Source organism: Azotosporobacter soli, assembly GCF_030542965.1.
Taxonomy (GTDB): domain Bacteria; phylum Bacillota; class Negativicutes; order SG130; family SG130; genus Azotosporobacter; species Azotosporobacter soli.
This window is the reverse complement of sequence record NZ_JAUAOA010000002.1, coordinates 135,507-161,250: the sequence shown is the minus strand read 5'-3', so window position 1 is coordinate 161,250 and position 25,744 is coordinate 135,507. Positions and strand designations below refer to the sequence as shown.

Here is a 25,744-nt window from a genome sequence, read left to right as displayed (position 1 = left end):
TCAGTCATGCTGTACATGATCCAAACCGTGCAGAATCAAGCGCAGCACATGCTCATCATCCAGTGCATACCACGCTGATTTTCCTTCTTTGCGAAATTTAACAAGACGGGCGCCGCGCAACAGGCGAAGCTGATGCGAGATCGCGGATTGGCCCATGCTCAGTGCGGCCGCGATATCGCAGACGCAAAGTTCGTGACTTTGCAGCAACGTTAAGATTTTAAGGCGAGTCGGGTCGCCGACCAGCTTGAACAGTTCGGATAGGTCTCGAATCGCGGCATCATTCGGCAGTTGTTGCTTGGCGCTGCAAATGATGTGCGGATGTTCACATAATTGTTCACAAGTGGCGCATTCTTCGCGGTCCATTAGAATCCCCTCCCCTTCTACATATGAACATATATTCATATGTTTCTTAAATCATAACGCGCGGCGAACGGAGTGTCAAGAGGTGTGCAACTGCGAAAACAAGGAATTTTTAGCAAAAAGGTAGAATGATAAAAATGACAAAAAGAGAGGAGAACGCAGATGTCGATTGAATGGGAAATGGGAAGCCGACTCTTGGTTTCGGCGTTGCTCGCCGGCGTGATCGGCTACGAACGGCAGTCCCACCAAAAAGCGGCGGGACTGAGGACGCATATTTTGGTTTGCGTAGGCTCCTGCCTGATTATGATCTTATCAATTAAGCTCTATGAATCGGTGCAGGGAATGACGAATGCCGATCCGGCGCGACTGGCCGCGCAGGTTGTCAGCGGCATAGGCTTTCTCGGCGCCGGCAGCATCATGAAGGAAGGCCCCAATATCAAAGGCCTGACTACGGCGGCCAGCCTGTGGGTCGTCTCCGGCGTCGGTCTGGCGGTCGGTTGCGGTTATTATATGGGCGCGTTGATGACGACGGCGCTGGTCTTTTTGACGTTGTCGATTTTACAGCGCATTGAGAAACATCACCATGGAAAACTTTTGAGCTTAGCGGTGCTGACGTTGGATGCGCCTGGGCAGATCGGAAAAATAACCAGTTTGCTCGGCCGGTACGGCGTGAGCATCCGCGACATCCGCATCGATCAAAATGAAGCGCGGTTGATTATTCATTTTATTCTTGAAGCGCCGGAGAAATTACCTTATAATGACATGACGAGCGAGTTGGTTGAAATTCCCGGCGTACACAGCATTCAGCGGGAATACTGACGGTTGCCAGTCCCGAAACCCTGTGATAAGATGAAGCAGTAACTTTGCTGCTTCAGGCAGGCGGAAATTGAAATTTGGAGAAAGAGGTGCATATCTTGGCGTCTTTAGATGTTCTTAAAATTTTAGCCAGTGGCCCGGTTATTCCGGCGGCACGTTCCATGGATGATTTCAAGGCGGCGTTGACCCAGACGGTTTCCCCCAGCGTTGTTTTGTTATTCGGCGACATCAACAGCCTGCCGATGCTCTTAGCGCAGGCGCAGGAGCATAAGAAGCGGATCGTGCTTCATCTCGATCTGTTTGACGGCGTAGGCAAGGACAAAGCGGGCATCAAGTTTTTGGCTCGTTTGGGTCTTACCGCGATTATCACGACGAAATCGCATCTTTGCCGTTTTGCCAGAGAAGAGGGCATGATTGTCGTACAGCGTTTGTTCTTAATGGATTCGGAATCACTGCGCACTGGGTTGAATCTAATCCGCAATTTTAAACCGGATGCGATTGAAGTTCTGCCGGGATCGGTGCCCGCCAGCGTCGTAAAAGAAATTCAGGATGAAACCGGACTGCCCGTGTTGGCAGGCGGATTGATCCGCACGATGGATGATGTGAATCATGCGGTGCAAAATGGCATTGCGGCGGTAACGACCAGTCGCCAGGAATTGTGGAAAGACATATTATTGACTTGATCAATCCCTGTTGTTATTATTTTGCCAATCGTTTGAAAATGTGCAGAAAAAATCGGAAAGCGCAGCAGGAAAATGGAAAACGATGACGAAATGTAACAGAGAGAAGTTAAAAAAGTTTTAAAAGTGCCATGCTGAAGTTAAAAAACTAGCTGTTTTCTTGACAAAGGAATAGTGGGCTAGAGTCCGTAAGGGAGAGAAGTCCGTTTTATCGAACCGCAAGCAATCACTTGGCGGTCTATGGAACTGACTTCTTTTTTTATGCCCGAAAAAGAAGTCGCTGAATTCAGTCAAAAGCGAAGTAATCGAATAATTTCACATGGATGTAGTTTTATGTCGATAAATGTTTTTCAATTTTCGGTAAATTCGGGCAGGATATCAGCAAGAACGTGGAGAAATTATCCTACAGAGAAAAAGTCGATGTTTGATTTATCTTGGCGAGTTTTCACTGCTGACAACCAATCGATTGCTACAGCGGAAGGATCGATGTTCCTACAGGGAACCGGATTTGTCTTACGAAAAGTGTAAAACGATGCGGCAATGGATGATGCAACTAACCGGTCTGGCGTCGGGTGTTTATGCTTGTGCGCCGCAGCTTTGATGCTGACTGTAATGGAATATCGTTGGACAGGGATGAAGAGAAGTCCGTTTTATTTTGCTGTGATTGGCGTTGTGATGTCAATCGCAGCGATTTGAAACGGGACTTCTTTTTTATCTAGATAGCAAGCTGTGAAAGGTGGTGGTAAAACAGAGGACGTGTCATTTGGACTTATTGGTTATTGATGGAGGGACTTTTTCGCCGGTATCACAAAATATGAGGAGGATTGGACTTATGACAAATTTGTTTGGTGAATTTTTTGGAACGATGATTTTGCTGACCTTCGGTTGCGGCGTTGTTGCTAACGTCCTGCTGAAAGATTCGAAAGGTAATGGCGGTGGCTGGATCGTTATTACCACAGGCTGGGCTTTGGCAGTTTTACTTGGTGTTTTCGGCGCTATCGCGACCGGAGCTCCGCAAGCTGACTTGAACCCTGCAGTTACCCTGTTCAAACAATTGGCGTTTGGTACTTACGGCAGCTGGGGCGGCGCGATCGCTACCATGTTTGCAGAAATCGCTGGCGGCATTGCCGGCGGCATCATCACTTGGCTGATGTACCTGCCGCATTGGGAGCCTACCGCTGACAAAGGCCTGAAATTGGCTGTATTCTCGACTGGCCCGGCTATCCGCAACACGATGGCTAACCTGCTTTGCGAAATCTTGGCCACTGCGTTCCTGCTGATCGGCATCTTCATTATCTTCAGCAAAGGCGTAATGGGCAAAGAAGGTTTCCAAGCCGGCGTTGGCCCGTACATGGTTGCTATGCTGATCTGGGCATTGGGCTTGAGCTTGGGTGGTCCTACCGGTTATGCGTTGAATCCGGCGCGTGACCTTGGCCCGCGTATCGCTCACTTCATTCTGCCGATCGCTGGCAAAGGTGATTCGGATTGGGGTTATTCCTGGATTCCTGTTGTTGGACCAATGCTCGGCGCTACGCTGGCCTTCGTGGTCTGCAGAGCGATCGGTTTGGTATAAGTAGTAACTAAAGTATCTCGTATCGGTTCCTTTTGAAGCAAATGGTGAGTTAAAAGAGAAAACCCACGTAATTCCTGTTTTGAAAAAGAGAAAATAAGAGGAGTGACGCTTTAAAATGACTAAAAAATACGTAATGGCGCTTGACGCAGGTACTACTAGTAATCGTGCAATCATATTCGACGACCAAACCAATATCGTTGCGGTCGCACAAAAAGAATTCACGCAAATCTTCCCGCAAGCTGGCTGGGTTGAGCATGATGCGGATGAAATTTGGGCTACGCAACTGGCTGTTGCGCAAGAAGCGCTGCACAATGCGAACCTCCAACCTTCCGATATCGCTGCGATTGGTATCACAAACCAACGCGAAACTGCTGTTGTTTGGGATAAGACGACTGGCCGCCCGATCTACAATGCTATTGTCTGGCAATCGCGTCAAACGATGGACATCTGTAATGATCTGAAAGCAAAAGGCCTGGAAGCTGAATTCAAACAAAAAACCGGTCTGGTTGTCGACGCTTACTTCTCCGGCACCAAGGTAACTTGGATTCTGGACAACGTAGAAGGCGCTCGCGCTAAAGCCGAAAAAGGCGAATTGCTGTTCGGTACTGTTGACACCTGGCTGATGTGGAAATTGAGTGCAGGCAAAGTGCATGCAACTGACTACTCCAATGCTTCCCGTACGCTGATGTACAACATCCGCGACCTGAAGTGGGACGAAAAGCTGCTGGGCTACTTGAATGTACCGGCTAACATGCTGCCGCAAGTCCGTCCTTCCAGTGAAGTGTATGGCAATACCGACGTATCAGTCTTCGGTGCTGCTGTTCCTTTGGCCGGCGCTGCTGGCGACCAGCAATCCGCCCTGTTCGGCCAAACTTGCTTCCAACCTGGTATGGCGAAAAACACCTACGGCACCGGTTGCTTCATGTTGATGAATACTGGCGAAAAAGTATACGAGTCCAAAAACGGCCTGCTGACCACCATCGCTTGGGGTCTGAATGGCAAAGTGGAATATGCTCTGGAAGGCAGCATCTTCGTTGCCGGCTCCGCAGTTCAATGGCTGCGCGACGGCCTGCGTTTAATCGAAGCGGCTCCTGACTCCGAGTATGTTGCGAAAAAAGTTAAAGACGCTGATGGCGTGTATGTTGTACCGGCCTTCGTTGGTCTCGGCGCTCCGTACTGGGATATGAAAGCTCGCGGTGCGATCCTCGGCCTGACCCGTGGTACCACCAAATCCCATGTTGTCCGCGCTACGCTGGACTCCATGGCTTACCAAACGAAGGATGTTCTCAGTGCAATGGAACTGGATTCCGGCATTAAACTGCAGGCTCTGAAAGTTGACGGCGGCGCTGTTGCCAACAACGTTCTGATGCAGTTCCAAGCTGACATCCTGGGCGTGCCGGTTGATCGTCCTAAAGTTACCGAAACTACGGCTCTGGGCGCTGCCTTCTTGGCTGGCCTTGCAGTCGGCGTATGGAAATCGACTGACGATCTGCTGCACACCTGGAAGCTGGATAATCGCTTCGAGCCGAAGATGCCTGCTGATCAAAGCGCAGCTCTTTACAAAGGCTGGCAAAAAGCGGTTAAACGCTCGATGGATTGGGTTGACTAATATCCCCTTAACTGCATAAGTCGTAAGGGCTTAAAGTGAAAGAGAGTCCCTTTGCGTTCGGCGAATCATGCGGATGCAAGGGGATTCCCTCTGTCCTTTTGTCTTTATGAAATGAATGCTTATGTAACGAGCGACAAATGGCACGTCGAAAAAAAGAAAAGCGAAACAGGATTTTAGCAAAAGATGTTGAATAGTATACAACTTTGAGAAAAAAATTGCGAGAAGCTAGGCCATTATATTGTCAATGGCCTGGTTTTCTGGCGAAGTAATCGAGAAATATGGGTAATGTTATTTAATTTCATAGAAGGGGTATTGCGATGCAAAAGGCTACAGTAGTTGTCATTGGTGGCGGCGCCACCGGGGTTGGTATCCTGCGCGACCTGTGTATGCGCGGTATTGATGCTGTTCTGGTTGAACAGCAGGATTTGGCTTACGGGACAAGCTCCCGTTATCATGGACTCTTGCATAGCGGCGGACGTTATGCGGTAAAAGATGCCGAAGCAGGCAAAGAATGTATTGAAGAAAATACGATTTTACGAAAAATCGGCAGACATTGCGTTGAGCAAACCGAAGGGTTTTTTGTACGAACTCCTTTAGATCCAGAAGACTTTGAAGGCAAATGGCTGGAAGCATGTAAGAACGTCGGCATTCCCACGATTCCTATTTCCGTGGAAGAAGCGCGCCGCTTGGAACCCAACCTGAGCCCTAAGATACAAGCGGTTTACCGCGTGCCTGACGCTGCGATCGACGGCTTCCGCATGGTTTGGCAGAACGTGGCTTCGGCCCGTAAATACGGCGGCCGTGTTATGACCTACACCACGGTGGTTGGCATCGAACAAACGAATGGTGAAGTGACTGGAATTACGGTACGCAACACGCTGAGCGGCGTCGTTACGAAGATTGCCTGTGAATTCGTTGTCAGCGCTGCCGGCTCGTGGGCTGGCGAAATTGCACATTTGGCTGGCATCGACGTTAACGTTCAACCGGACCGCGGCACCTTGGTCGCGTTCAACCATCGAATTACGAGTCGTATTGTGAACCGTCTGCGCCCGGCGTCCGACGGCGACATTTTCGTGCCGCACGGCTCGATTACGATTCTCGGTACCACATCGGCTTCGGTTAAGAATCCGGATGACAATGTTCCGACCGCGAAAGAAGTCGTTGAGCTTCTCAAGATCGGCGAAGCGTTGTTTGAAGACATTCATAGCTACCGGATGCTGCGTGCGTTTGCCGGTACCCGTCCGCTCTACAGCGCGGATCCGAATGCCAAGGGTCGCGGCGCGTCGCGCGGTTTCGTGACGCTTGACCATGCGCATGACGGACTGAAAGGCTTCATCAGCGTAGTTGGCGGCAAATTTACCACTTATCGCCTGATGGCGGAAAAAGTAACGGACTTGGTTTGCCAGTACTTAAACAACAAGACGGCTTGCCGCACGGCGGAAGAACCGCTCGTGGAAGATGCGTCGCCGGCGCTGATCAGCAAGGCGAAACAATATTTCCCGGCTTACGGCACCGAACTGGCTGCGTCTCGGCTTGGCTCCGAAGGGCTGGAAAAGGTTGTCAAGCGCATGCAGGACAATCCGGAAAAATGCCAATTGCTTTGCGAATGTGAAAACGTCACGATGGCCGAAGTGGAAGAAGCGGCGGCCGATGAAACCAGTCATATGCTGAGCGATGTGCGGCGTAAGACGCGCATGGGCATGGGCACTTGCCAGGGCGCATTCTGCACGTTCCGCAGCGTCGGCGCGGTCGATGCCGCTGGTTTGGCCTGGGGCAAGGACACGCAAGGTTTGTTCAAGGAATTTTTGCAAGCGCGCTGGAAAGGCATTCGTCCGATCCTGTGGGGCAACGTGATGCGTGAAACGCAACTGACGCGCGGAATTTACGAAGGAACTTTAAACATAAATGGAGCGATCAGCGATGAAGGAAAATGATGTAATTGTAATCGGCGGCGGATTTTCCGGCCTGATGGCTGCCGCTGTTGCCGCGAAACGCGGGAAAAAAGTTACGGTCTTATCGTTAGGAGCAGGCACCCTGTCGATTGCCAGCGGCAATGTCGATGTGCTGGGCTATGACAAAAACGGTAAACCGGTGGCCAATCCGAAAGCCGGTTTGTCGTCCGTTGCGGCGGACCATCCGTACAATAAGATCGGTCAAAAGAGCCTCGAAGAAGCGGTCCAGTTCTTTCTTGAACTGACGAAAGAGGAAGGCTACGCATACAAAGGCAGCCTGGATCAGCAACAATGGATCCCGACCGCGGCCGGTACGCTTAAACCGACCTGCCTGGTGCCGATGACGATGGACACCAGTGCGCTGAAGAACGCGTCCAAGGCTTATATCATTGGCTTTGAATCATTGAAGGATTTTTATCCGCATTTGGTGGCGAAAAATCTGCGCAATATGCCGGGTTATGACCAGGAGTATGAAATGCTGATGGTGGATCCGAAACTGCCGGCTGGCCGCGATGTAACCAATCTCGATATCGCACGTTGGCTCGACAGCGCTGAAGGCCGCAAGGCGTTTGTGGCGCAATTGCGCGCTACGATCAAACCGGGTAGCGTTGCTGTGATTGCGCCGGTGCTGGGCACTGCGCCGAGCCATGCTGTGCGCGACGAGCTGGAACAGGCGCTCAACTGCAAGTTTGTGGAAAGCGTTGTCGTTCCGCCGGGCATCACCGGTCACCGTCTGCGCATCATGATGCTCAATCATGTAAAGAAACTGGGCGTCAAGGTCGTCGAACATGCGGTGGTTACGCGCGGTATCGTGGAAAATGGTCAATGTACGGCTGTTGTTACGGAAGCGATTGATCGCGAACGTACCTACCAGGCGAAGAGTTTCATCCTGGCCAGCGGCGGTTTCTACGGCGGCGGTCTGGTTGCGGAACCTGGTCAGGCGATCGAGCCGGTCTTCAACCTGCCGATTGCAGCACCGACGACGCAGGAAGATTGGTCCAATTTTCAAATGTTCTCTAATGAGGCTCAACCGTTTGAAAAAATCGGTATCGCAGTGGATGAGACGATGCGTCCTGTAGATGCCGACGGCAAGGTTTTATTAAATAATGTCTTCATCGCCGGACGTAATCTGTGCGGCTACGATTTCTGCTTTGAAAAATCCGGCAACGGCGTGGCAATGGCTTCCGGTTATAAAGCAGCTATGTCGGTGTAAGGAGAGGAAACGAAAAAATGAGCAAACATCATAATGATATAAATCCAGATAGTTGTACAGCTTGCACGTCTTGTATTTCTCATTGCCCGGTAACGGCAGCGACGCGCAAATTTCGCGGTCCCAAAATGATGGGCCCTGCCTTGGAACGGATGCGTCTGTCGCAAGACGACGTGGAGCCTTCGCTCGAGTATTGCTCGAACTGTAAGAACTGTGATATGGCTTGCCCGTCCGGCGTGCCGATCTCGACGCTGAATATGAAGGCACGTGCGCAGTACTTTAAGACGCGCAAGCAGTCGATGCGCGACGAGATGCTGGGTCACGGCGAAAAAATGGGTAAACTGATCAGTGCATTGCCGGCGGGCGCTTTTTTTGCCAACCTCGGCATGCAGGTCGGCAAAGCGTTCGGCATAATGAATGCGATCGGTATTTCCGACAAACTGCCGCTGACTTACGCGGGCACTTCGTTTATTAAGCAATTCAAAGAACTGAAGCAAACCAGCTACCCTGACAAAGTTGTTTTTTATCCCGGTTGCTTCATTAACTATCAGGATCCGCAGGTCGGCATGGACTTCGTCGCCGTCATGCAGGCCAATAAGTATGAAGTGATTGTCGAAGAAGATTTTGTCTGCTGCGGTTCGCCGCTTTTGGTCACCGGTTATTTGGAAGAGTGCGAGCAAAACGCCAAGAAGAATACCGCGATTATGAAAAAATGGACTGACAAAGGAATTCCTGTGATCACCTGCTGCACCAGCTGCGGTCTGATGCTGAAACAGGAATACCAGGAACTGTTCGAGATCGATGGTCTGGCGGAAAATGCCAAGATGCTTTATGATGCGACGGAATTCCTTGTGAACCTGGACGAAAAAGGCCGTTTGAATAAAGAATTCGGCGCAATCGAGCATCGCTACATGTACCATGCGCCTTGCCATCTGCGCGTGCAGGGTTACGGCTTGCCGGCGCTTGATTTGCTGGAAATGATTCCTGGCCTGACGATCGAAAACGCCGATGCGGGCTGCTGCGGCATCTCGGGCAATTACGGTTTCAAAGCGGATAAGTATGACATCGCAATGACCGTAGGCGCAAAACTGTTTGAAACGATCAAAGAAAGCGGCGTGGATACTGCGGTTTGCGATTGCGGCACTTGCCGTCTGCAGATTACGCACGGTGCCGGCGTTAAGGCTGTTCATCCGATGAGTCTGTTGCGTCAGGCGTATGAAGCGAAAAAGTAATGTCTATCGAACCCTATCGATCTCCAGAGGAACCTAAGCTAAAAATGCGATATAAATTCGTAGAAAGTTAAGGGGGATTACCAGTGAACGGGAGAAAGGTGATGTTTTTCCATCTGGCGGCGATCATGGTGACGGGCGCTCTGGCCGTATGGCTGGCGCAGTCTGTCGGTAGTCTGTGGAGTATGCTGCTCGTCGTGATTCTTGCGGGAATCTCGGCGGCAGTGCTCAAGGGTATAACGCCGGAGGCGGGAGAAAAAGAGACGCGCCCGGCGGCGACCTTGGCGCAAACGTCAGTGAGCAATGATTGTCCCGATGCCAATATGTATGATATTGCCGAGAACTTATCTTTTATTTCGCAGCAATTGGCATGGTTGGTCGGTCAAAGCCGGACAGCGCTCAACAGATTGGCGAATAAGGCGAAAGAGATCGCGCGCGAAAGCGAGACGACAGCGAGCAGTGCGGAAGAAACTTCGGCGGGCGTCGAGGAAATCGCGGCCAACTCGGCCGTTGTGGCCAATGCCTCCCGCGATGCGATGAAACAATGCCGTGAATCGTCGGAAATGGCGGCGCAAAGTCAACAGGCCATTTTGGCATCGAGCCGTACGATGCTCGAAGTGGCGCAGGTCGTGCAGGCTTCGGTAACAGCGATGGAAGAGCTGAACGCTGCAACTAAGAAAATCGGCGAGTTTGTCGGCAAGATCCAAGGCATTGCCAGCCAGACGAATCTGCTGGCGCTGAATGCGGCGATCGAAGCGGCCCGGGCCGGTGAGCAAGGGCGCGGTTTTGCCGTCGTAGCCGAGGAAGTGCGTAAACTGGCCAGTGAGAGCGAAGCGATCACGCATGAAGTCGAAACTACGGTAAAAGATATCACGGAAAAAACGCATAATGCCACACTGAGCATGCAGGCCGGCAAGACGAAAATTGACGGCATGGAACAGATGGCGCAGCAGTCCGCCTCCAGTATGGACAGCATTGTAGGCACGGTGCGCAGTATTGAAGAGACGGTCAGCCGTCTGTGCCAACTGTCGTCCGATCAACAGTCGACAACCGAACAGATGGCGGTCGCGGTTGAGACAATCGGCAATGGTACGGTCGAAATCGCCGGCAGCACGCAAGAGGCGCTGGCCAGCATCGGTCAACAGGAACGGAGCATCGATGAAATCAGTGAATTCACGACGGAGATGACGCGTGCGGTTGACAAGATCCAGGAAGTGGCCGTATTGTTTAAGAAACCGCATGAACTGGTATTCGGCTTTAATCCGTTTACTTCACCGAAGATCATCAAAGAAACCTATGGTCCGATTTTGGAGGAAGTCGCCAAAAAAGTCGGCCGACAGGCAAGGGTGATCATCGTTTCAGACTATGATTCGTTGGGACGTTCCTTGTTGAACGGAACGATCGATGTAGGCTGGTTTTCTCCATTTGCCTATGTTTCCGCTAAGGAACGAGGCAATGTTATTCCGCTGGTAACGGCGGTGGTCAACAACAATGCTTCCTATATCGGTTATATTGTGGCGCGTAATGAATTTGCATCGTTGGATAGCTTGCGGGGCAAACGTTTTGCCTTTGTAGACCGCCAGTCGGCGTCCGGGTATGTATATCCCAGGGCGATGCTGTTGGAACAGGGGAAAAACCCGGATACGTTCTTCGGCGAGACATCTTTCTTAGGCAGTCACAACCGGGTCATCGACGGAATTCTCGAAGGTGTCGTCGATGCCGGCGGAACTTACTCGGAAGCTTTTGATACGGCGAAAGCGCATGGCGCCAAGGTGCAAGGCCTGACAATTCTCGCGCGCACCGAGCCGATTCCTAAAGATGCGATTGCGGCGCGCGGCGGCTTGGATGCCAAGCTGCTGGCGGATCTCAAGACGGCGTTCATGGAAACGACCGATCGCGTCGGCCGACAGGCCGATTTGATGAAACGCGTCAATCTCAACGGCTTTATTGAGGCGAAGGACGAAGTCTACGACGTCATACGTAAAGCCGCCAAAGCAACAAAATAAATAAGTGGAGTGTATGTAAAAACATGATGAAAAAAACTAAAATCGTTTGTACCCAAGGTCCTAGTACCGAAAAACCGGGGATTATGGAAAAAATGATCGAAGCCGGCATGAATGTCGCTCGTTTTAACTTCTCCCATGGCGATCATGCCGAACATGGCGCCCGTATCGAGATGGTGCGTGCCGCTTCTGCCAAAGTAGGCAAGCCGGTCGCGTTGCTGCTTGACACCAAGGGACCTGAAATGCGTCTCGGTCTCTTTAAAGAAGGCAAAGTCGTTTTGAAAAAGGATCAAAAATTCATCCTGACTTCGCGTGACGTGGAAGGTACGGTTGAAATTTGTTCCGTCAACCATAAATACCTGCCGCAGGAAGTGAAAGCCGGCGACCAGATTCTGCTTTCCGACGGCCTTGTCTGCCTGAATGTCGACAAGATCGAAGGCGATGACATCCATACGACCGTTCTCAATACGGGCGGCATCGGCAACCGCAAACGCGTTGCTGCGCCTGGCGTAGCTTTGAATCTGCCGCCTTTGTCCGAGCAGGACATTGCCGATGTGCTGTTCGGCGCGAAACTGGGCATGGACATCGTTGCGCCTTCGTTCGTACAACGTGCGGCTGACGTGCTTACGATCCGCAAGCTGCTCGAAGAAGCCGGCGTAGATATGTTGATCATTCCTAAAATCGAAAATGCTGAAGGCGTAAAGAATGTCGACGAAATTATCAAAGTTTCCGACGGCATCATGGTTGCGCGCGGCGATCTGGGCGTTGAAATCCCGGCCGAAGAAGTGCCGCTCGTACAAAAAGAAATCATCGAGAAATGCAATAAGGCCGGCAAACCGGTTATCACCGCGACGCAAATGCTCGAATCGATGGTCAATAACCCGCGTCCGACCCGTGCCGAAGCAAGCGACGTGGCCAATGCAATCATGGACGGCACCGATGCGATCATGCTGAGCGGTGAAACCGCACAGGGCGATTATCCGGTAGAAGCCGTTGAAACGATGGCGCGTATCGCGATCCGTACCGAAGCGGCCTTGAAATACAAAGAAATAACCGCGGCAACGCAGCGTACCACGACGGAGGCAATCAGCCACGCGACAGTACAAATCGCGCAAGAACTGAACGCGGCTGCGATCCTGACCGATACGACAACAGGCTACACGGCTCGCATGGTATCGAAATATCGTCCGCAAGCCAATATTCTCGCGGTTACGCCGAGCGAATCCGCACTGCGTAAAATGCTGCTCCTCTGGGGCGTACAGCCGATCCTGCGCGGCGCTGTCAAAAACAGCGACGAGATGGTTGAAAAGGCAGTGGCAAGTTCGCTGGAATCCGGCGTTGTCAAAGAAGGCGACTTGGTCGTCATCACTGCGGGCGTGCCGATGGGCATGAGCGGCACGACGAACATGGTTCGCGTTCATGTGGTCGGCAATGTGCTGCTGCGCGGCGTAGGCATCGGCCAAACCTCCGCTACCGGCAAAGTTTGCGTAGCGCATTCGTTCAAAGACGTTCAGACGAAGTTCAAAGCCGGTGACATTCTGGTCATCAGCGGCGTTGACGAAGAAACGGCGGCCTATGCGGCAAAAGCTTCCGCGGTTATTGCGGAAGAAGGCGGCCTGACCTCACATGCGGCGATCGTCGGCATCAATTGCAGTATCCCGGTCTTGGTCGGCGTCGATGGCGCGACCGAACGCCTGACGGACGGCAGCATTGTCACGGTTGACACCAGCCGCGGTCTGGTCTACCGTGGTGAAACCAACGCGCGCTAAACTCGTTTTGGACTGTTGCTAAAATAAAATAACGAAGGCCCGAGAAACGGATCTGCCGCTTCTGGCATTCTCCTGCTTTGCGTAGGGTCTTCGTATTTTTATTGTACATTATGTAATTATTTGGTATTTTGTATATATTTAATTTTCTTCGTCTGGCGGCAGGAGTTTTATTTCCAACAGCGAAACTTAAAAAGAGAGATAGATAGAGGAAATAAAATACCGGCATATATTTTTTTATGCTTATGGGACATAAAATGTTCCAGGGGGACATAAAAAGTCCCAGGGAGAATAAATGTGGAATCAAGTGGTCAGATTACAACGCAAAATTGCTCCTGAGCTGGTGGAAAGTTTGGCGCAACGCTATGAACTGCTACGCCACATCGCCAATGTCGGTCCGGTAGGACGGCGCGGTCTTGCGGCGCAGATGGATCGCAGCGAGCGAATCGTGCGTGCGCAGATCGACTTTCTTAAGCAGGCGGGATTGATTGATTTATCGCCGCTTGGCATGACGATCACACCGGAAGGGCAGCAGTTGGTTCTTGAACTGGCCGAGTATGTCCGCGAACTTCATGGTTTGAGCGCGTTAGAGACGGAACTTTGTCAAAAGCTCGGCTTGAAACGGGTGATGATCATTCCCGGCGACTGTGAAGCCGACAGCGGCGTCAACCAGGATTTGGGGCGCGCAGCGGCGCAGATGCTTTACCAGTGCTTACAGGAAAATATGACGGTGGCGGTCAGCGGCGGGTCGCTAATGGCGCAAGTCGCAGCGGCCATCCATTACAATAAAACCAGTACCACAGTGGTACCGGCCCGAGGCGGTCTTGGCGAACGGGTGGAATACCAAGCCAACACCATTGCGGCGGCGATGGCCAACAAACTGGGTGGACGATACCGCTTGCTGCATGTGCCGGAAGGCGTCAGCGAGGATATGGTCGGTCCGGTCTGGGCCAAGAACAGCAATATTCTCGAAGTGACCGAACTGATCAAACAGGCGAACATTTTGGTCAACGGCATCGGGCAGGCCAGAGAAATGGCGGCGCGACGCGGCTTTGACGAAGAGTTCATCGCCAAACTGGAAAGCAGCGGCGCGGTGGGCGAGGTTCTGGGACATTATTTTACCCTCGAGGGTAAGGCGATCTATATCACCAGCAGCCTGGGGCTGCACCTGGATGACCTGGCGGGAATCGGACTTGTCATTGCGGTAGCGGGTGGACGGCGCAAAGCCGAAGCCATCGTCGCGGTGACCAGAGCCGGAGGCCAGGACGTTCTCATCACCGATGAGGCAGGCGCGAAAGCGATCCGGGAGATTGTTTAGGCAGCAACATGCCGCCGTCCGGCGGCGTTGTTAGGCATATAAAAATTAAAACCAAGCAGGAGGTAATTCGATTATGGCAACAAAAGTAGGTATTAACGGTTTTGGTCGTATTGGTCGTAACGTTTTCCGCGCAGCATTGAAAAACCCGGCGGTAGAGATCGTAGCAGTTAACGATCTGACGGACGCTAAGACGCTGGCTCATCTGCTCAAATATGATTCCGTGCATGGCATTTTGGATGCTGAAGTCAAAGTTGACGGCAGCGACATCCTGGTCAACGGCAAACGCATCAAAGTTTTGGCAGAACGCGAACCGGCTAAATTGGGCTGGGGCGATCTGGGCGTGGAAGTGGTTGTAGAATCCACCGGCCGTTTCACCGACAAAGCAAAAGCGTCCGCTCATATCGAAGCCGGCGCTAAAAAAGTCATCATTTCCGCTCCGGCAAAAAATGAAGACATCACGATCGTAATGGGCGTTAACCAAGATAAATATGATGCGAAAAACCATCATGTCATCTCCAACGCTTCTTGCACCACGAACTGCCTGGCGCCGTTCGCTAAAGTCCTGAACGAAAAATACGGCATCAAACGCGGTCTGATGACCACCGTGCATGCGTACACCAATGACCAAATGATTCTCGATCTGCCGCATAGCGATCTGCGTCGTGCACGTGCTGCCGGCATGTCGATCATCCCGACGACCACTGGCGCTGCAAAAGCGGTTGCTCTGGTTCTGCCGGAACTGAAAGGCAAACTGAACGGTTTCGCAATGCGCGTTCCTACCCCGAACGTATCGGTTGTCGACCTGGTTGTTGAATTGGACAAAGCAGCTACGGCTGAAGAAATCAACGCTGCGCTGAAAGCCGCTGCAGAAGGCGAACTGAAAGGCGTAATGGCATACTGCGACGAGCCTTTGGTTTCGAAAGATTTCAACGGCAACCCGAATTCCTCGATCATCGACGCGCTGTCGACAATGGTTATGGAAGGCAACATGGTGAAAGTCGTTTCCTGGTATGACAACGAGTGGGGCTATTCCAACCGCGTTGTCGACCTGATCGGCTACATCGCGAAAAAAGGTCTGTAAGTCGTTTCGTAATTGAAAAACGAACAGAAGAAGGGTCACACTCTGCTGTGACCCTTTTTGGAGGGATAAGCATGGAGAAGAAAAGTCTTAAGGATATCGTGGTCATGGGCAAGAAGGTCCTCGTCCGGGTAGACTATAACGTCCCCATGGACAAGGCCGGCAATATCACCGAAGATACCCGTATTCGCGCAACGCTGCCCACTTTGGAATTCTTGCTTGCGCAAAATGCAGCGGTCATTCTGGCCAGTCATCTGGGCCGTCCGAAAGGTGCGGTCGTCCCTGAGTTTTCGCTGAAACCGGTAGCGGAGCGTCTGGCAAAGCTGCTCGGACGCGAAGTCTTATTCGCCAATGATTGCGTAGGCCCGGAAGCGGAAGAAAAGGCCAAAGCCCTCAAAGGCGGCCAGATCCTGCTGTTAGAAAACCTGCGTTTTCATAAGGAAGAAGAAAAGAACGATCCGGAATTCTCCCGTCAATTATCTGTATTGGCCGATGTGCTGGTCAATGACGCATTTGGCGTTTCGCACCGGGCGCATGCTTCGGTCGAAGGGATCACAAAATTCATTCCGGCTGTGGCCGGCTTCCTGATGGAAAAAGAAATCCTGTTCGTCGGCAATACCGTTGCCAACCCGGTCGCTCCGTTTGTTGCGATCATTGGCGGCGCTAAAGTATCGGACAAGATCGGCGTCATCGAAAATCTGCTCTCGAAAGTCAACACGCTGATTATCGGCGGCGGCATGGCCAATACGTTCCTGGCCGCACAAGGCTATCAGACCGGCAAGTCCTTAGTGGAAGCGGACAAGCTCGAGCTGGCTAAGAGCCTGATTGAAATGGCCAAGAAACGCGGCGTCAACCTGCTCTTGCCGGTAGACGTGGTCATCGCGGAGAAATTCGCGGCGGATGCGGCTCATAAAGCGGTGGCGATCGATGCGATTGATCCCGAGTGGATGGCGCTCGATATCGGACCGAAGACTGCTGAGATTTACGCGAAAGCGCTCGAAGGTTCGAAGACGGTTGTCTGGAACGGACCGATGGGCGTATTTGAAATGGACGCGTTTGCTAACGGCACCGAAACCGTTGCCAAAGCGGTTGCTGCGTCGAGCGCGACCAGCATCGTCGGCGGCGGCGATTCGATCGCAGCCTTGGAAAAAGTGGGCCTTGCAGCCAAGATCACTCACATCTCCACCGGCGGCGGCGCATCGCTCGAATATCTCGAAGGCAAAATTCTGCCGGGCATCGCGGCTTTGGCTGACAAGTAAAAATAACAAAACAGTGGAGGTATGAATCATGCGTAGACCGATTATTGCAGGTAACTGGAAAATGCACAAAACCAGCAGCGAAGGCGTGACTTTGGTACAGGAATTAGCCAAGCTGACTGCCGATGCAAAAAACGTGGATATCGTAGTTTGCCCTCCGTTCACCACGCTGGTCGCAGTGGCCAATGCGCTGAACAACACGAACATTCACATGGGTGCACAAAACATGCATTTCGAGAAAAAAGGCGCTTTCACCGGCGAAGTAACCGCTGAAATGCTGCGCGACGTTTGCTGCGAATATGTCTTGGTCGGCCACTCCGAGCGTCGCCAGTACTTCGCGGAAACCGACGAAACCGTTAACAAGAAAGTCAAAGCGGCTCTCGACGGCAAACTGATCCCGATCATGTGCTGCGGCGAAAGCCTCGAAGAACGTCAAGGCGGCACCACCGAAGCCGTTGTCGGCGCTCAGGTCAAAGCGGGCCTTGCTGGCCTGTCCAACGAAGAAGTGGAAAAAGTCGTCATCGCTTACGAGCCGATCTGGGCGATCGGTACCGGCCTGACTGCCTCGGCTGACCAGGCAAACGACGTTTGCGCGTTTGTGCGTCGCACCGTGGCTGCTCAGTTTAGCCAAGCGGTAGCGGACAAAGTCCGTATCCAATACGGCGGCAGCGTAAAAGCCGACAATATTGCCGAGCTGATGGGCAAAAGCGATATCGACGGCGCATTGGTCGGCGGCGCAAGCCTTGACGCTGAAGGTTTCAGCAAGATTGTAAAGTTTTAGGAGGAATTGATTGTGGCTAAATTGCAGGCACCGATTGCATTGTTGATTTTAGATGGCTGGGGGATTGGCGATCAGCAAGACGCATATAATGCGATTGCGCAGACCGCGACCCCGCATATGGATCTGCTCATGGAGATGTATCCCCATACGACGCTGCAGTGTTCCGGCGAAGCCGTAGGCTTGCCGGAGGGGCAAATGGGAAACTCCGAAGTGGGACATCTCAATATTGGCGCAGGCCGTGTGGTCTATCAGGAATTGACGCGCATTACCAAAGCGATTCGCGACGGCCAGTTTTTCACCAATCCTGTGCTGTGCGATGTGGTCGAGAAGACCAAAGCCGCGGGCGGCGCTCTGCACTTAATGGGCCTGCTGTCTGACGGCGGCGTCCACAGTCACATCGATCATGTCTATGCGCTCTTGGCGTTGGCCAAAGAGAAGGGGCTGCGCGAAGTATATGTGCATGCATTCCTGGATGGCCGTGATGTGCCGCCTTCAAGCGGCATTGACTATGTTGCCGCATTGGAAGCTAAGCTGGCGGAAATGGGCATCGGCAAAATTGCAACCGTATCCGGCCGTTACTATGCTATGGACCGCGACAAGCGGTGGGAACGGGTGGAAAAAGCGTATCAGGCTTTGGTGCTGCGGCAGGGGGAAACAGCCGCCAGCGCAAAGCAGGCCGTAGAGCAGTCCTATGCCAAAGGAGAAACTGACGAGTTTGTCCTGCCGACCGTAATCGGCAACGGCAAGGAAGGCGCCATCAAGGAAAAGGATGGGGTTGTCTTCTTTAACTTCCGCCCTGACCGGGCGAGAGAACTGACGCAGGTGTTTGTCGATCCGGAGTTTAACGGCTTTGCTCGCCGCTATTTCCCGCTCCAGTTCGCGACGCTGACGCAGTATGAAGAAAATCTTGCGGTTGAAGTCGCTTACAAGCCTCAATACCTGAAGAACACGCTGGGCGAAGTGTTTGCCGATGCCGGTTTGAAACAACTGCGCATCGCCGAAACGGAAAAATACGCGCATGTGACGTTCTTCTTCAATGGCGGCGATGAAAAGCCGAGTGCAGGCGAAGAACGGCTGTTGGTACCGTCGCCGAAGGTTGCAACCTATGATCTGAAACCGGAAATGAGCGCGGTGGAAGTCACCGACCGTTTGCTGGAACAGATCAAAGCCGGTACGCATGATCTGATCATTCTTAACTATGCCAATGGCGATATGGTCGGACATACCGGCATTCTCGATGCGGCAAAGACTGCGATCCGCACGGTCGATAACTGTGTGGGCCGCGTGGTCGAAGCGATTCGCGCCAAGGGCGGCGTCGTTTGTATCACGGCGGATCACGGCAATGCCGACATCATGCTCGATCATGTCTCGGGTGAACCGTTTACCGCGCATACCACCAATGTGGTGCCGTTCGTGCTGGTTTCGGAAAAATACAAAGGCGTCAAGCTGCGCTCCGGCATTCTGGCGGATATTGCGCCGACCATTCTCGAAATGGCCGGTCTGAAAACGCCGCAGGAAATGGATGGCGTCAGCCTGATCGAAAAATAAGAAAGATAATTTTGGAGGTTCACTATGTTTATTACTGATGTTATTGCAAGAGAGATCATGGATTCCCGCGGCAACCCCACGGTAGAAGTCGACGTTATGCTCGAAGACGGCACGTTGGGCCGTGCGGCTGTTCCGTCCGGCGCTTCGACTGGTATCTTCGAAGCGGTCGAACTGCGTGACGGCGACAAAAGCCGTTACCTCGGCAAAGGCGTTCTGAAAGCTGTTGAAAACGTGAACGAAATCATCGCAGCGGAAGTTGTCGGCATGAACGTATACGACCAAGTCGGCGTCGATAAAGCGATGATCGAACTCGACGGCACGCCGAACAAAGGCAAGCTCGGCGCCAACGCAATCCTCGGCGTTTCGATGGCTGTCGCCAAAGCGGCTGCTATCTCGCTCGGTCTGCCGCTCTATCAATACCTGGGCGGCTTCAATGCGAAACAACTGCCGGTTCCGATGATGAACATCCTCAACGGCGGCGCACATGCCGACAACAACGTTGACATCCAAGAATTCATGATCATGCCGGTTGGCGCAGAAAGCTTTGCAGAAGCGCTGCGCATGTGCGCTGAAATCTATCATACGCTGAAAAGCGTCCTCAAAGGCCGCGGTCTGAACACCGCGATCGGCGACGAAGGCGGCTTCGCTCCGAACTTGGCTTCCAACGAACAAGCTCTGGAAGTCATCATGGAAGCGATCACCAAAGCCGGTTACAAACCTGGCGAGCAAATCGGCCTGGCGCTTGACGTAGCTTCTTCCGAAATTTATAAAGACGGCAAGTACAACCTGGCTGGCGAAGGCGTTATCAAGACCGGCGCAGAAATGGTTGAATTCTATGCGCATCTGGTTGACAAATATCCGATCATCTCGATCGAAGACGGCATGGCTGAAGACGACTGGGAAGGTTGGGCGCTGCTCACCGAAAAACTGGGCAAGAAAATCCAACTGGTCGGCGACGATCTGTTCGTTACCAACACCGAGCGTCTGAGCCGCGGCATCGAGTCCGGCACGGCTAACTCGATCCTGATCAAAGTAAATCAAATCGGCACATTGACCGAAACCTTCGATTCGATCGAAATGGCGAAACGCGCCGGTTATACCTGCGTTATCTCGCATCGTTCCGGCGAAACCGAAGATGCTACGATTGCCGACATCGCTGTCGCAGTCAATGCCGGTCAAATCAAAACCGGTGCGCCGACTCGTACCGACCGCGTAGCGAAGTACAACCAACTGCTGCGCATCGAGGAAGAACTGAGCATCATCGGCCAATACCAAGGCCGCAAAGTATTCTACAACGTAAAATAAGATAGAAGTTGATTCTTTTCGTTGCTGTTGGCCGGTCCTCAAACAGGCTTGCCTGTCTGAGATCAACAGGATGGTGAGAAAGAGTGCTGAAAGCAGTCCGCGCAAGCGGGCTGCTTTTTTGAACTAAAGGCATGCAAGAAGTGGCTTGTTATGGAACGTGGGGGATTCAACACGAAGCTGCGAAGCGAAAAAGAAAGCTGAGAAGAGTGCAAAGAAAAAATAAAATTGAATTTTTTCTAGCGTTGCCTTTCTTCCCCTTTTCGCGTTAAAATCTCGTCGTCAGTTTTAATGGAAGGCGCATCGATTTTCATTTTTTATGTTACACTGGAAAGACGTCATAAAATAGAATTCTTTTTACTGGGAGATCTTCTCAAACATGGGTAGTGCAATTAGTAAAGTTATTATGAAAGATTATTCTGAAATTTAGGAAAACGCGAGAGCAGCTGTATACAAAAGAATGTTACATGTGCTAAAATAAGAGAAGCATGTACTGGAAGGAGGGTGTTACTAAGTTGGTTACCACATTAATGATTTTAGAAGCCATCGTTTCCTTGGCGCTGATTGCCGTTGTCGTACTGCAGTCCGGTAAAAGCCAAGGTTTGTCCGGTTCCATCGCAGGTGGCGCCGATGTTCTCTTCGGCGGTCGGAAAAAGGGCATGGATCAAGCTTTAGCCAAACTGACCATGATCTTGGGAGCATTGTTTGTCATTCTCACGTTGGCATTGGCCAAATTGATGCGTTAGCAGCAATCTTTGCAGCAGAAAACAGGATATAGCCGCGCTAGAAAACGTGCTAGGTAACCATTGAGCTAGGTGTAGTAGAAGTGGTTCAGGAGTGGGTCTTTTTCGCCAAATTTGGATTCGGTTTGTTCCGGTTACCATGATAAGGGAGGAAAAGGAATGGAATTAGTATTTATTGCACCACTGGCAGGTATTGTGGCATTATTGTTTGCAGCATATTGTATGAACAGCGTGTTAAGTGAAGATCCTGGCAATGAAAGAATGCAGTATTTATCTCAGGCGATCTTTGAAGGGGCGATGGCATTCTTAAACCGTCAATACAAGACGTTGATCCCCTTCACCGTCATCATCTTCTGCGTATTGTTTTATGTAGAAGGTTATAAACTGGCAGTGTCCTTTTTAGTAGGCGCCGTTTGTTCAGCTGTAGCCGGGTATGTAGGCATGACGTCCACTACCAAGGCAAATGCCCGCACCACAGAGGCGGCGCGCAGCAGCTTGAACAAGGCGCTTAGTGTTTCTTTTCGGGCAGGCGTCGTCATGGGCATGTCGGTCGCAGGTCTCGGATTGCTCGGCGTATCGGTGCTTTACATCATCTTCCGCGATCCGGTCGTCATCAACAGCTTTGCCTTTGGCGCCAGCGCAATCGCGTTCTTCGCGAGAATCGGCGGCGGTATTTATACCAAAGCGGCTGACGTTGGCGCAGACTTGGTCGGCAAGATAGAAGCGGGCATACCGGAAGACGATCCGCGCAACCCGGCCGTTATTGCGGATAACGTTGGCGATAACGTCGGCGACACTGCCGGTATGGGCGCTGACCTGTTCGAATCGTACGGCGCGACCGCGATTGCAGCGATGCTGATCGGCAATACGCTGTACGGCATTAACGGCGTCATTTTCCCGCTCTTAATCGGCGCAATCGGCATTGCCGCGGCGATTATCAGCACCTTCTTCGTCCGTACCGGTGAGGACGGCGATCCCCAAGCCGCGCTCAATCGCGGATTGTGGGGCACAAATATCATTACCGCCGCCCTGGCTTACGGGTTGGCTACTCATATTTTCGGCGATAAGGGCTTCGGCATCTTCATCGCGATCGTTTGCGGCTTGGTCGTCAACGTGGCCGTAGGCGCAATCACCGAATATTACACGTCATCGGCGCATCAGCCGACGAGAAATATTGCTGCTGCCTCGGAAACCGGCGCGGCGACGAATATCATTTCCGGCGTAGCCAATGGCTTGCGCAGCACGGCGCTGCCAATTCTCGTCTTTGCCGTGGCGATTTGGGTCTCGTTCAACCAGGCTGGCATCTACGGCATCGCAATGGCTGCGATGGGCATGCTCTGCACCGCCGGCATGGTGGTTGCGGTAGACTCGTTCGGTCCTGTGGCCGACAATGCAGGCGGCATTGCGGAAATGGCGGAACTTGGTCCGGAAGTGCGCAAGACGACGGACAAGCTGGACTCGGTCGGCAACACCACCGCGGCGATTGCCAAAGGCTTTGCAATCGGTTCGGCGGCGCTGACCGCACTGGCATTGTTTACCGCGTTCGGTGAAGAAATCACGAAAAATCCGAAACTGGGCCATTTACTTTCGAATGGCCACTTGGTCATCAACCTGACCGAACCGAACGTCATCATCGGCCTCTTCCTCGGCGGCACGCTGCCGTTCCTGGTTTGTGCGCTGACGATGGAAGCGGTCGGCAAAGCGGCGTTTGAAATGATCGGCGAAGTGCGCCGTCAGTTCCGGGAAATTCCTGGCATCATGGAAGGCACCGGCAAGCCGGATTATGCGGCTTGCGTCGATATTAGCACCAAGGCAGCGATCAAAGAGATGCTGGTTCCCGGTCTTTTGGCAGTCGGCTGTCCGCTGGCGGTTGGTTTCATCATGGGAGCGAAAGCGTTGGCAGGCTTCTTAGCGGGCGCAACCGTGGCGGGCGTGTTGATGGCAATCTTCATGTCCAACGCCGGCGGCGCTTGGGACAATGCGAAGAAATACATCGAGAGCGGCCATCATGGCGGCAAAGGAACCCCGACGCATGCGGCTGCCGTTATCGGCGACACCGTAGGCGACCCGTTCAAGGATACCTCCGGACCGGCAATGAACCCATTGATCAAAGTTGCCGGTACGATTTCCTTGATCATTGCGCCGCTTTTGTACATGTAAGAAATGAGAAGACGCCTTTGTCGGCATATTGCTGGCAAGGGCGTCTTTTTGTGCGAGAAGCGTGAGAGGTGCTTGCTTTAGCAAATTTAACTTGGTAATGATGAAAATAATGAGGTCTTTAGCTCTGTCCGCAGAAGTGGTTTTACCTGGCCCAAACGGACGTCGGGTCGGACATGGTCATGAAAGGCTGCGTCCAGCGAAATTCCAGGCAGAATGCGCCGTCCGGGCGCGCTGCCTGCCGGCGACATCCCTGTCGCCAGTTTCGGCGAACTTGCCAATCATTCCCTGTCCGACATCCTTGTCCTCCATGGCCAGGAAAAACCACTGACGCGGGGCTTGGGAAACGCAGAGGAATGGCCATGACGATACCCTGCGAAGATTGCGTAGCCATCGGCGATTAATCCAGAAAAGTTTCTTGACAGAAGAATGATGTCTCTGTTAAAATGACAATAGTTTACGAATTGAAAACAACAACATCGACGAATGGGAAGAGTACATGAAAAAAGAGGTTTTCAGCGAGTCGGCGGGGGTGGGAGGCCGATAAAGCTCAGTTCATGGAATGGGCCCAGGAGATGCAGTCCGAGCCTTTTGGGGTAGGCGCTGCCGGGATTCTTCCGCCGTTATCAGGAAGCGGGTATCGGACGTTTTGTCCCGTACTTTGACGGAGAGGATCATTCGTAGAATGATCAACTAGGGTGGCACCGCGAGAGATAACTCTCGTCCCTTTTGCATAAGCAAGAGCGACGGGAGTTTTTTTATTGGCCGTTTTAACCACAGTCGCCTGCGGCGACACAGTTCGCTGCGCGAAACGCAGGCGTCCGTTGGCCGCCATGGTGTAAACCGTTAAGCCGCAATGCGGCTTCCGTGATGGCGAAGCCATCTGTGGTTCAAAATAATTTTTAAAACAATAATAATTGGGAGGCAGACTATATGACGATGGAAAAGAAAGTGACGTTAAGCGAAGCGGAGATTCCGCGCCAGTGGTACAACATTCAAGCCGATATGCCGAACAAATTGGCTCCGGCGCTGCATCCGGGAACGATGCAGCCTCTAAAGGCGGAAGACTTGGCGCCGATCTTTCCGATGGAACTGATTAAACAGGAAGTGAGCCAGGAACGCTGGATCGATATACCGGAAGAAGTGGTGGAAAAGTACCGCATCTGGAGACCGACGCCGCTGGTGCGCGCCTATGGTTTGGAAAAAGCGCTCGGCACGCCGGCTAAGATTTACTATAAGAATGAAGGAACCAGTCCGGCGGGCAGTCACAAGGTTAACACTGCGATTCCGCAGGCGTATTATAACAAGCAGGCCGGGATTACCCGCCTGACGACCGAGACCGGCGCCGGACAATGGGGTAGTTCGATCAGTCTTGCGGCCAGTTTCTACGACATGGAATGCAAGGTGTACATGGTAAAAGTCAGCTACCATCAAAAGCCGTACCGCCGTTCCTTTATGAAAATCTTCGGTGCGGACGTGATTCCAAGCCCGTCGAATCTGACGGAAGCGGGTCGCAGTCTCTTGGCGAAAGATCCCGATTCACACGGCAGTTTGGGCGTCGCGATCTCGGAAGCGGTCGAAGAAGCTGCCGGGCGCGCCGATACGAATTATGCGCTGGGCAGTGTATTGAACCATGTCATACTGCATCAAACGGTGATCGGGCTCGAAGCCAAGAAGCAACTGGAAAAACTCGACGCCTATCCCGACGTGATTGTCGGAGCGTGCGGCGGCGGCAGCAATTTTGCCGGCATTGCCTTTCCGTTCCTTAAAGACCGCTTTAACGGCGGCAAGGTCAGAGCCGTTGGCGTCGAGCCGACCGCCTGCCCGACGCTGACAAAGGGGACGTTCGCTTACGATTACGGCGATCTTGGCAAACTGACGCCGCTGACGAAAATGTATACGCTGGGACATAACTTCATGCCGTCCGGCATCCATGCGGGCGGACTGCGCTACCACGGTGAATCGGCGCTCGTGAGCCAGCTGTACCACGACGGCTTTATCGAAGGCCGTGCCTATAATCAGCAGGAAGTGTTTGAAGCGGCGCTCCTCTTCGCCCGCACGGAAGGACTGGTGCCTGCGCCTGAATCCGCGCATGCGATTCAGGGCGCGATAGTCGAAGCGCTGGCGGCGAAGGAAGCGGGCGAAGCCAGGACGATTCTCTTTTGCCTCTCCGGTCACGGGCACTTCGATATGGGGGCGTACGACCGCTATTTCGCAGGCGATCTGCAGGACGTTCCCTGCGGCGCGCAAGATCTCGCCGCCAGCTTGGAGTCGCTGCCGAACGTATAGGAACGGTGGAGTTTTAACACGAAGCTAGGAAGAATGGGAAGACACGAAGATGTTTCTATAAACGAACTTCTTCG

19 protein-coding genes and 1 other annotated feature are annotated in these 25,744 nt (G+C 52.6%); of the genes, 18 read left to right on the top strand and 1 reads right to left on the bottom strand.

The window, feature by feature from the left end:
* The gene (locus tag QTL79_RS02720; RefSeq protein ID WP_346353400.1) at positions 1 to 363 is read right to left on the bottom strand and encodes an ArsR/SmtB family transcription factor; all 363 of its coding nucleotides are present in this window, start codon (positions 361 to 363) and stop codon (positions 1 to 3) included.
* A gap of 159 nt (positions 364 to 522) precedes the next feature.
* On the opposite strand from QTL79_RS02720, the gene QTL79_RS02715 reads away from it, so the two are divergent.
* From QTL79_RS02715 to QTL79_RS02630, 18 genes are all read left to right on the top strand, one after another.
* Positions 523 to 1,179, top strand: a complete 657-nt coding sequence (locus QTL79_RS02715; RefSeq protein ID WP_346353399.1) for an MgtC/SapB family protein — start codon at positions 523 to 525, stop codon at positions 1,177 to 1,179.
* A gap of 95 nt (positions 1,180 to 1,274) precedes the next feature.
* A complete protein-coding gene (locus QTL79_RS02710; protein WP_346353398.1) occupies positions 1,275 to 1,859 on the top strand; it encodes a glycerol-3-phosphate responsive antiterminator in 585 nt (194 codons plus the stop codon).
* A gap of 811 nt (positions 1,860 to 2,670) precedes the next feature.
* Entirely contained in the window at positions 2,671 to 3,429 is a 759-nt protein-coding gene (locus QTL79_RS02705) for an MIP/aquaporin family protein (protein WP_346353627.1), read from the top strand.
* Positions 3,430 to 3,544: 115 nt separating this feature from the next.
* Complete coding sequence (glpK, locus tag QTL79_RS02700; RefSeq protein WP_346353397.1) at positions 3,545 to 5,038, top strand: glycerol kinase GlpK; 1,494 nt, start codon at positions 3,545 to 3,547, stop codon at positions 5,036 to 5,038.
* Positions 5,039 to 5,355: 317 nt separating this feature from the next.
* Positions 5,356 to 6,972 (top strand): anaerobic glycerol-3-phosphate dehydrogenase subunit GlpA, encoded by a 1,617-nt coding sequence (glpA, locus tag QTL79_RS02695; protein ID WP_346353396.1) that lies wholly within the window; start codon positions 5,356 to 5,358, stop codon positions 6,970 to 6,972.
* Entirely contained in the window at positions 6,959 to 8,203 is a 1,245-nt protein-coding gene (glpB, locus tag QTL79_RS02690; RefSeq protein WP_346353395.1) for an anaerobic glycerol-3-phosphate dehydrogenase subunit GlpB, read from the top strand. Before glpA ends, glpB begins: the two co-directional genes overlap by 14 nt.
* Positions 8,204 to 8,220: 17 nt before the next feature.
* Entirely contained in the window at positions 8,221 to 9,432 is a 1,212-nt protein-coding gene (locus QTL79_RS02685) for an anaerobic glycerol-3-phosphate dehydrogenase subunit C (protein ID WP_346353394.1), read from the top strand.
* Positions 9,433 to 9,515: 83 nt separating this feature from the next.
* Positions 9,516 to 11,435, top strand: coding sequence for a phosphate/phosphite/phosphonate ABC transporter substrate-binding protein (gene phnD, locus QTL79_RS02680; RefSeq protein WP_346353393.1), 1,920 nt, complete (start codon positions 9,516 to 9,518; stop codon positions 11,433 to 11,435).
* A gap of 23 nt (positions 11,436 to 11,458) precedes the next feature.
* The gene (gene pyk / locus QTL79_RS02675; RefSeq protein WP_346353392.1) at positions 11,459 to 13,201 is read left to right on the top strand and encodes a pyruvate kinase; all 1,743 of its coding nucleotides are present in this window, start codon (positions 11,459 to 11,461) and stop codon (positions 13,199 to 13,201) included.
* Between the two features lie 292 nt (positions 13,202 to 13,493).
* Positions 13,494 to 14,516, top strand: a complete 1,023-nt coding sequence (locus QTL79_RS02670; protein ID WP_346353391.1) for a sugar-binding transcriptional regulator — start codon at positions 13,494 to 13,496, stop codon at positions 14,514 to 14,516.
* Between the two features lie 73 nt (positions 14,517 to 14,589).
* On the top strand, positions 14,590 to 15,597 hold the full coding sequence (gap, locus tag QTL79_RS02665) for a type I glyceraldehyde-3-phosphate dehydrogenase (protein WP_346353390.1): 1,008 nt from the start codon (positions 14,590 to 14,592) through the stop codon (positions 15,595 to 15,597).
* A 71-nt stretch (positions 15,598 to 15,668) separates the two neighbouring features.
* Positions 15,669 to 16,853 (top strand): phosphoglycerate kinase, encoded by a 1,185-nt coding sequence (locus tag QTL79_RS02660; RefSeq protein WP_346353389.1) that lies wholly within the window; start codon positions 15,669 to 15,671, stop codon positions 16,851 to 16,853.
* Positions 16,854 to 16,881: 28 nt separating this feature from the next.
* Complete coding sequence (gene tpiA, locus QTL79_RS02655; protein WP_346353388.1) at positions 16,882 to 17,631, top strand: triose-phosphate isomerase; 750 nt, start codon at positions 16,882 to 16,884, stop codon at positions 17,629 to 17,631.
* Positions 17,632 to 17,643: 12 nt separating this feature from the next.
* Positions 17,644 to 19,179 (top strand): 2,3-bisphosphoglycerate-independent phosphoglycerate mutase, encoded by a 1,536-nt coding sequence (gpmI, locus tag QTL79_RS02650; RefSeq protein WP_346353387.1) that lies wholly within the window; start codon positions 17,644 to 17,646, stop codon positions 19,177 to 19,179.
* A 24-nt stretch (positions 19,180 to 19,203) separates the two neighbouring features.
* On the top strand, positions 19,204 to 20,484 hold the full coding sequence (gene eno, locus QTL79_RS02645) for a phosphopyruvate hydratase (RefSeq protein ID WP_346353386.1): 1,281 nt from the start codon (positions 19,204 to 19,206) through the stop codon (positions 20,482 to 20,484).
* A 512-nt stretch (positions 20,485 to 20,996) separates the two neighbouring features.
* Positions 20,997 to 21,227, top strand: coding sequence for a preprotein translocase subunit SecG (gene secG / locus QTL79_RS02640; protein ID WP_346353385.1), 231 nt, complete (start codon positions 20,997 to 20,999; stop codon positions 21,225 to 21,227).
* Positions 21,228 to 21,383: 156 nt separating this feature from the next.
* Positions 21,384 to 23,384, top strand: coding sequence for a sodium-translocating pyrophosphatase (locus tag QTL79_RS02635; protein WP_346353384.1), 2,001 nt, complete (start codon positions 21,384 to 21,386; stop codon positions 23,382 to 23,384).
* Positions 23,385 to 23,854: 470 nt separating this feature from the next.
* Positions 23,855 to 24,112: a binding site (T-box leader), on the top strand.
* A 202-nt stretch (positions 24,113 to 24,314) separates the two neighbouring features.
* Entirely contained in the window at positions 24,315 to 25,670 is a 1,356-nt protein-coding gene (locus QTL79_RS02630) for a TrpB-like pyridoxal phosphate-dependent enzyme (RefSeq protein WP_346353383.1), read from the top strand.
* Positions 25,671 to 25,744: the final 74 nt, after the last annotated feature.

What these genes read in the sequence shown, in the direction of transcription:
- QTL79_RS02720 (WP_346353400.1), bottom strand. Translation starts at nt 363, where the DNA reads ATGGACCGCGAAGAATGCGCCACTTGTGAACAATTATGTGAACATCCG.
- QTL79_RS02715 (WP_346353399.1), top strand. Translation starts at nt 523, where the DNA reads ATGTCGATTGAATGGGAAATGGGAAGCCGACTCTTGGTTTCGGCGTTG.
- QTL79_RS02705 (WP_346353627.1), top strand. Translation starts at nt 2,671, where the DNA reads ATGAGGAGGATTGGACTTATGACAAATTTGTTTGGTGAATTTTTTGGA.
- glpK (WP_346353397.1), top strand. Translation starts at nt 3,545, where the DNA reads ATGACTAAAAAATACGTAATGGCGCTTGACGCAGGTACTACTAGTAAT.
- glpA (WP_346353396.1), top strand. Translation starts at nt 5,356, where the DNA reads ATGCAAAAGGCTACAGTAGTTGTCATTGGTGGCGGCGCCACCGGGGTT.
- glpB (WP_346353395.1), top strand. Translation starts at nt 6,959, where the DNA reads ATGAAGGAAAATGATGTAATTGTAATCGGCGGCGGATTTTCCGGCCTG.
- QTL79_RS02685 (WP_346353394.1), top strand. Translation starts at nt 8,221, where the DNA reads ATGAGCAAACATCATAATGATATAAATCCAGATAGTTGTACAGCTTGC.
- pyk (WP_346353392.1), top strand. Translation starts at nt 11,459, where the DNA reads ATGATGAAAAAAACTAAAATCGTTTGTACCCAAGGTCCTAGTACCGAA.
- QTL79_RS02670 (WP_346353391.1), top strand. Translation starts at nt 13,494, where the DNA reads ATGTGGAATCAAGTGGTCAGATTACAACGCAAAATTGCTCCTGAGCTG.
- gap (WP_346353390.1), top strand. Translation starts at nt 14,590, where the DNA reads ATGGCAACAAAAGTAGGTATTAACGGTTTTGGTCGTATTGGTCGTAAC.
- QTL79_RS02660 (WP_346353389.1), top strand. Translation starts at nt 15,669, where the DNA reads ATGGAGAAGAAAAGTCTTAAGGATATCGTGGTCATGGGCAAGAAGGTC.
- tpiA (WP_346353388.1), top strand. Translation starts at nt 16,882, where the DNA reads ATGCGTAGACCGATTATTGCAGGTAACTGGAAAATGCACAAAACCAGC.
- eno (WP_346353386.1), top strand. Translation starts at nt 19,204, where the DNA reads ATGTTTATTACTGATGTTATTGCAAGAGAGATCATGGATTCCCGCGGC.
- QTL79_RS02635 (WP_346353384.1), top strand. Translation starts at nt 21,384, where the DNA reads ATGGAATTAGTATTTATTGCACCACTGGCAGGTATTGTGGCATTATTG.
- QTL79_RS02630 (WP_346353383.1), top strand. Translation starts at nt 24,315, where the DNA reads ATGACGATGGAAAAGAAAGTGACGTTAAGCGAAGCGGAGATTCCGCGC.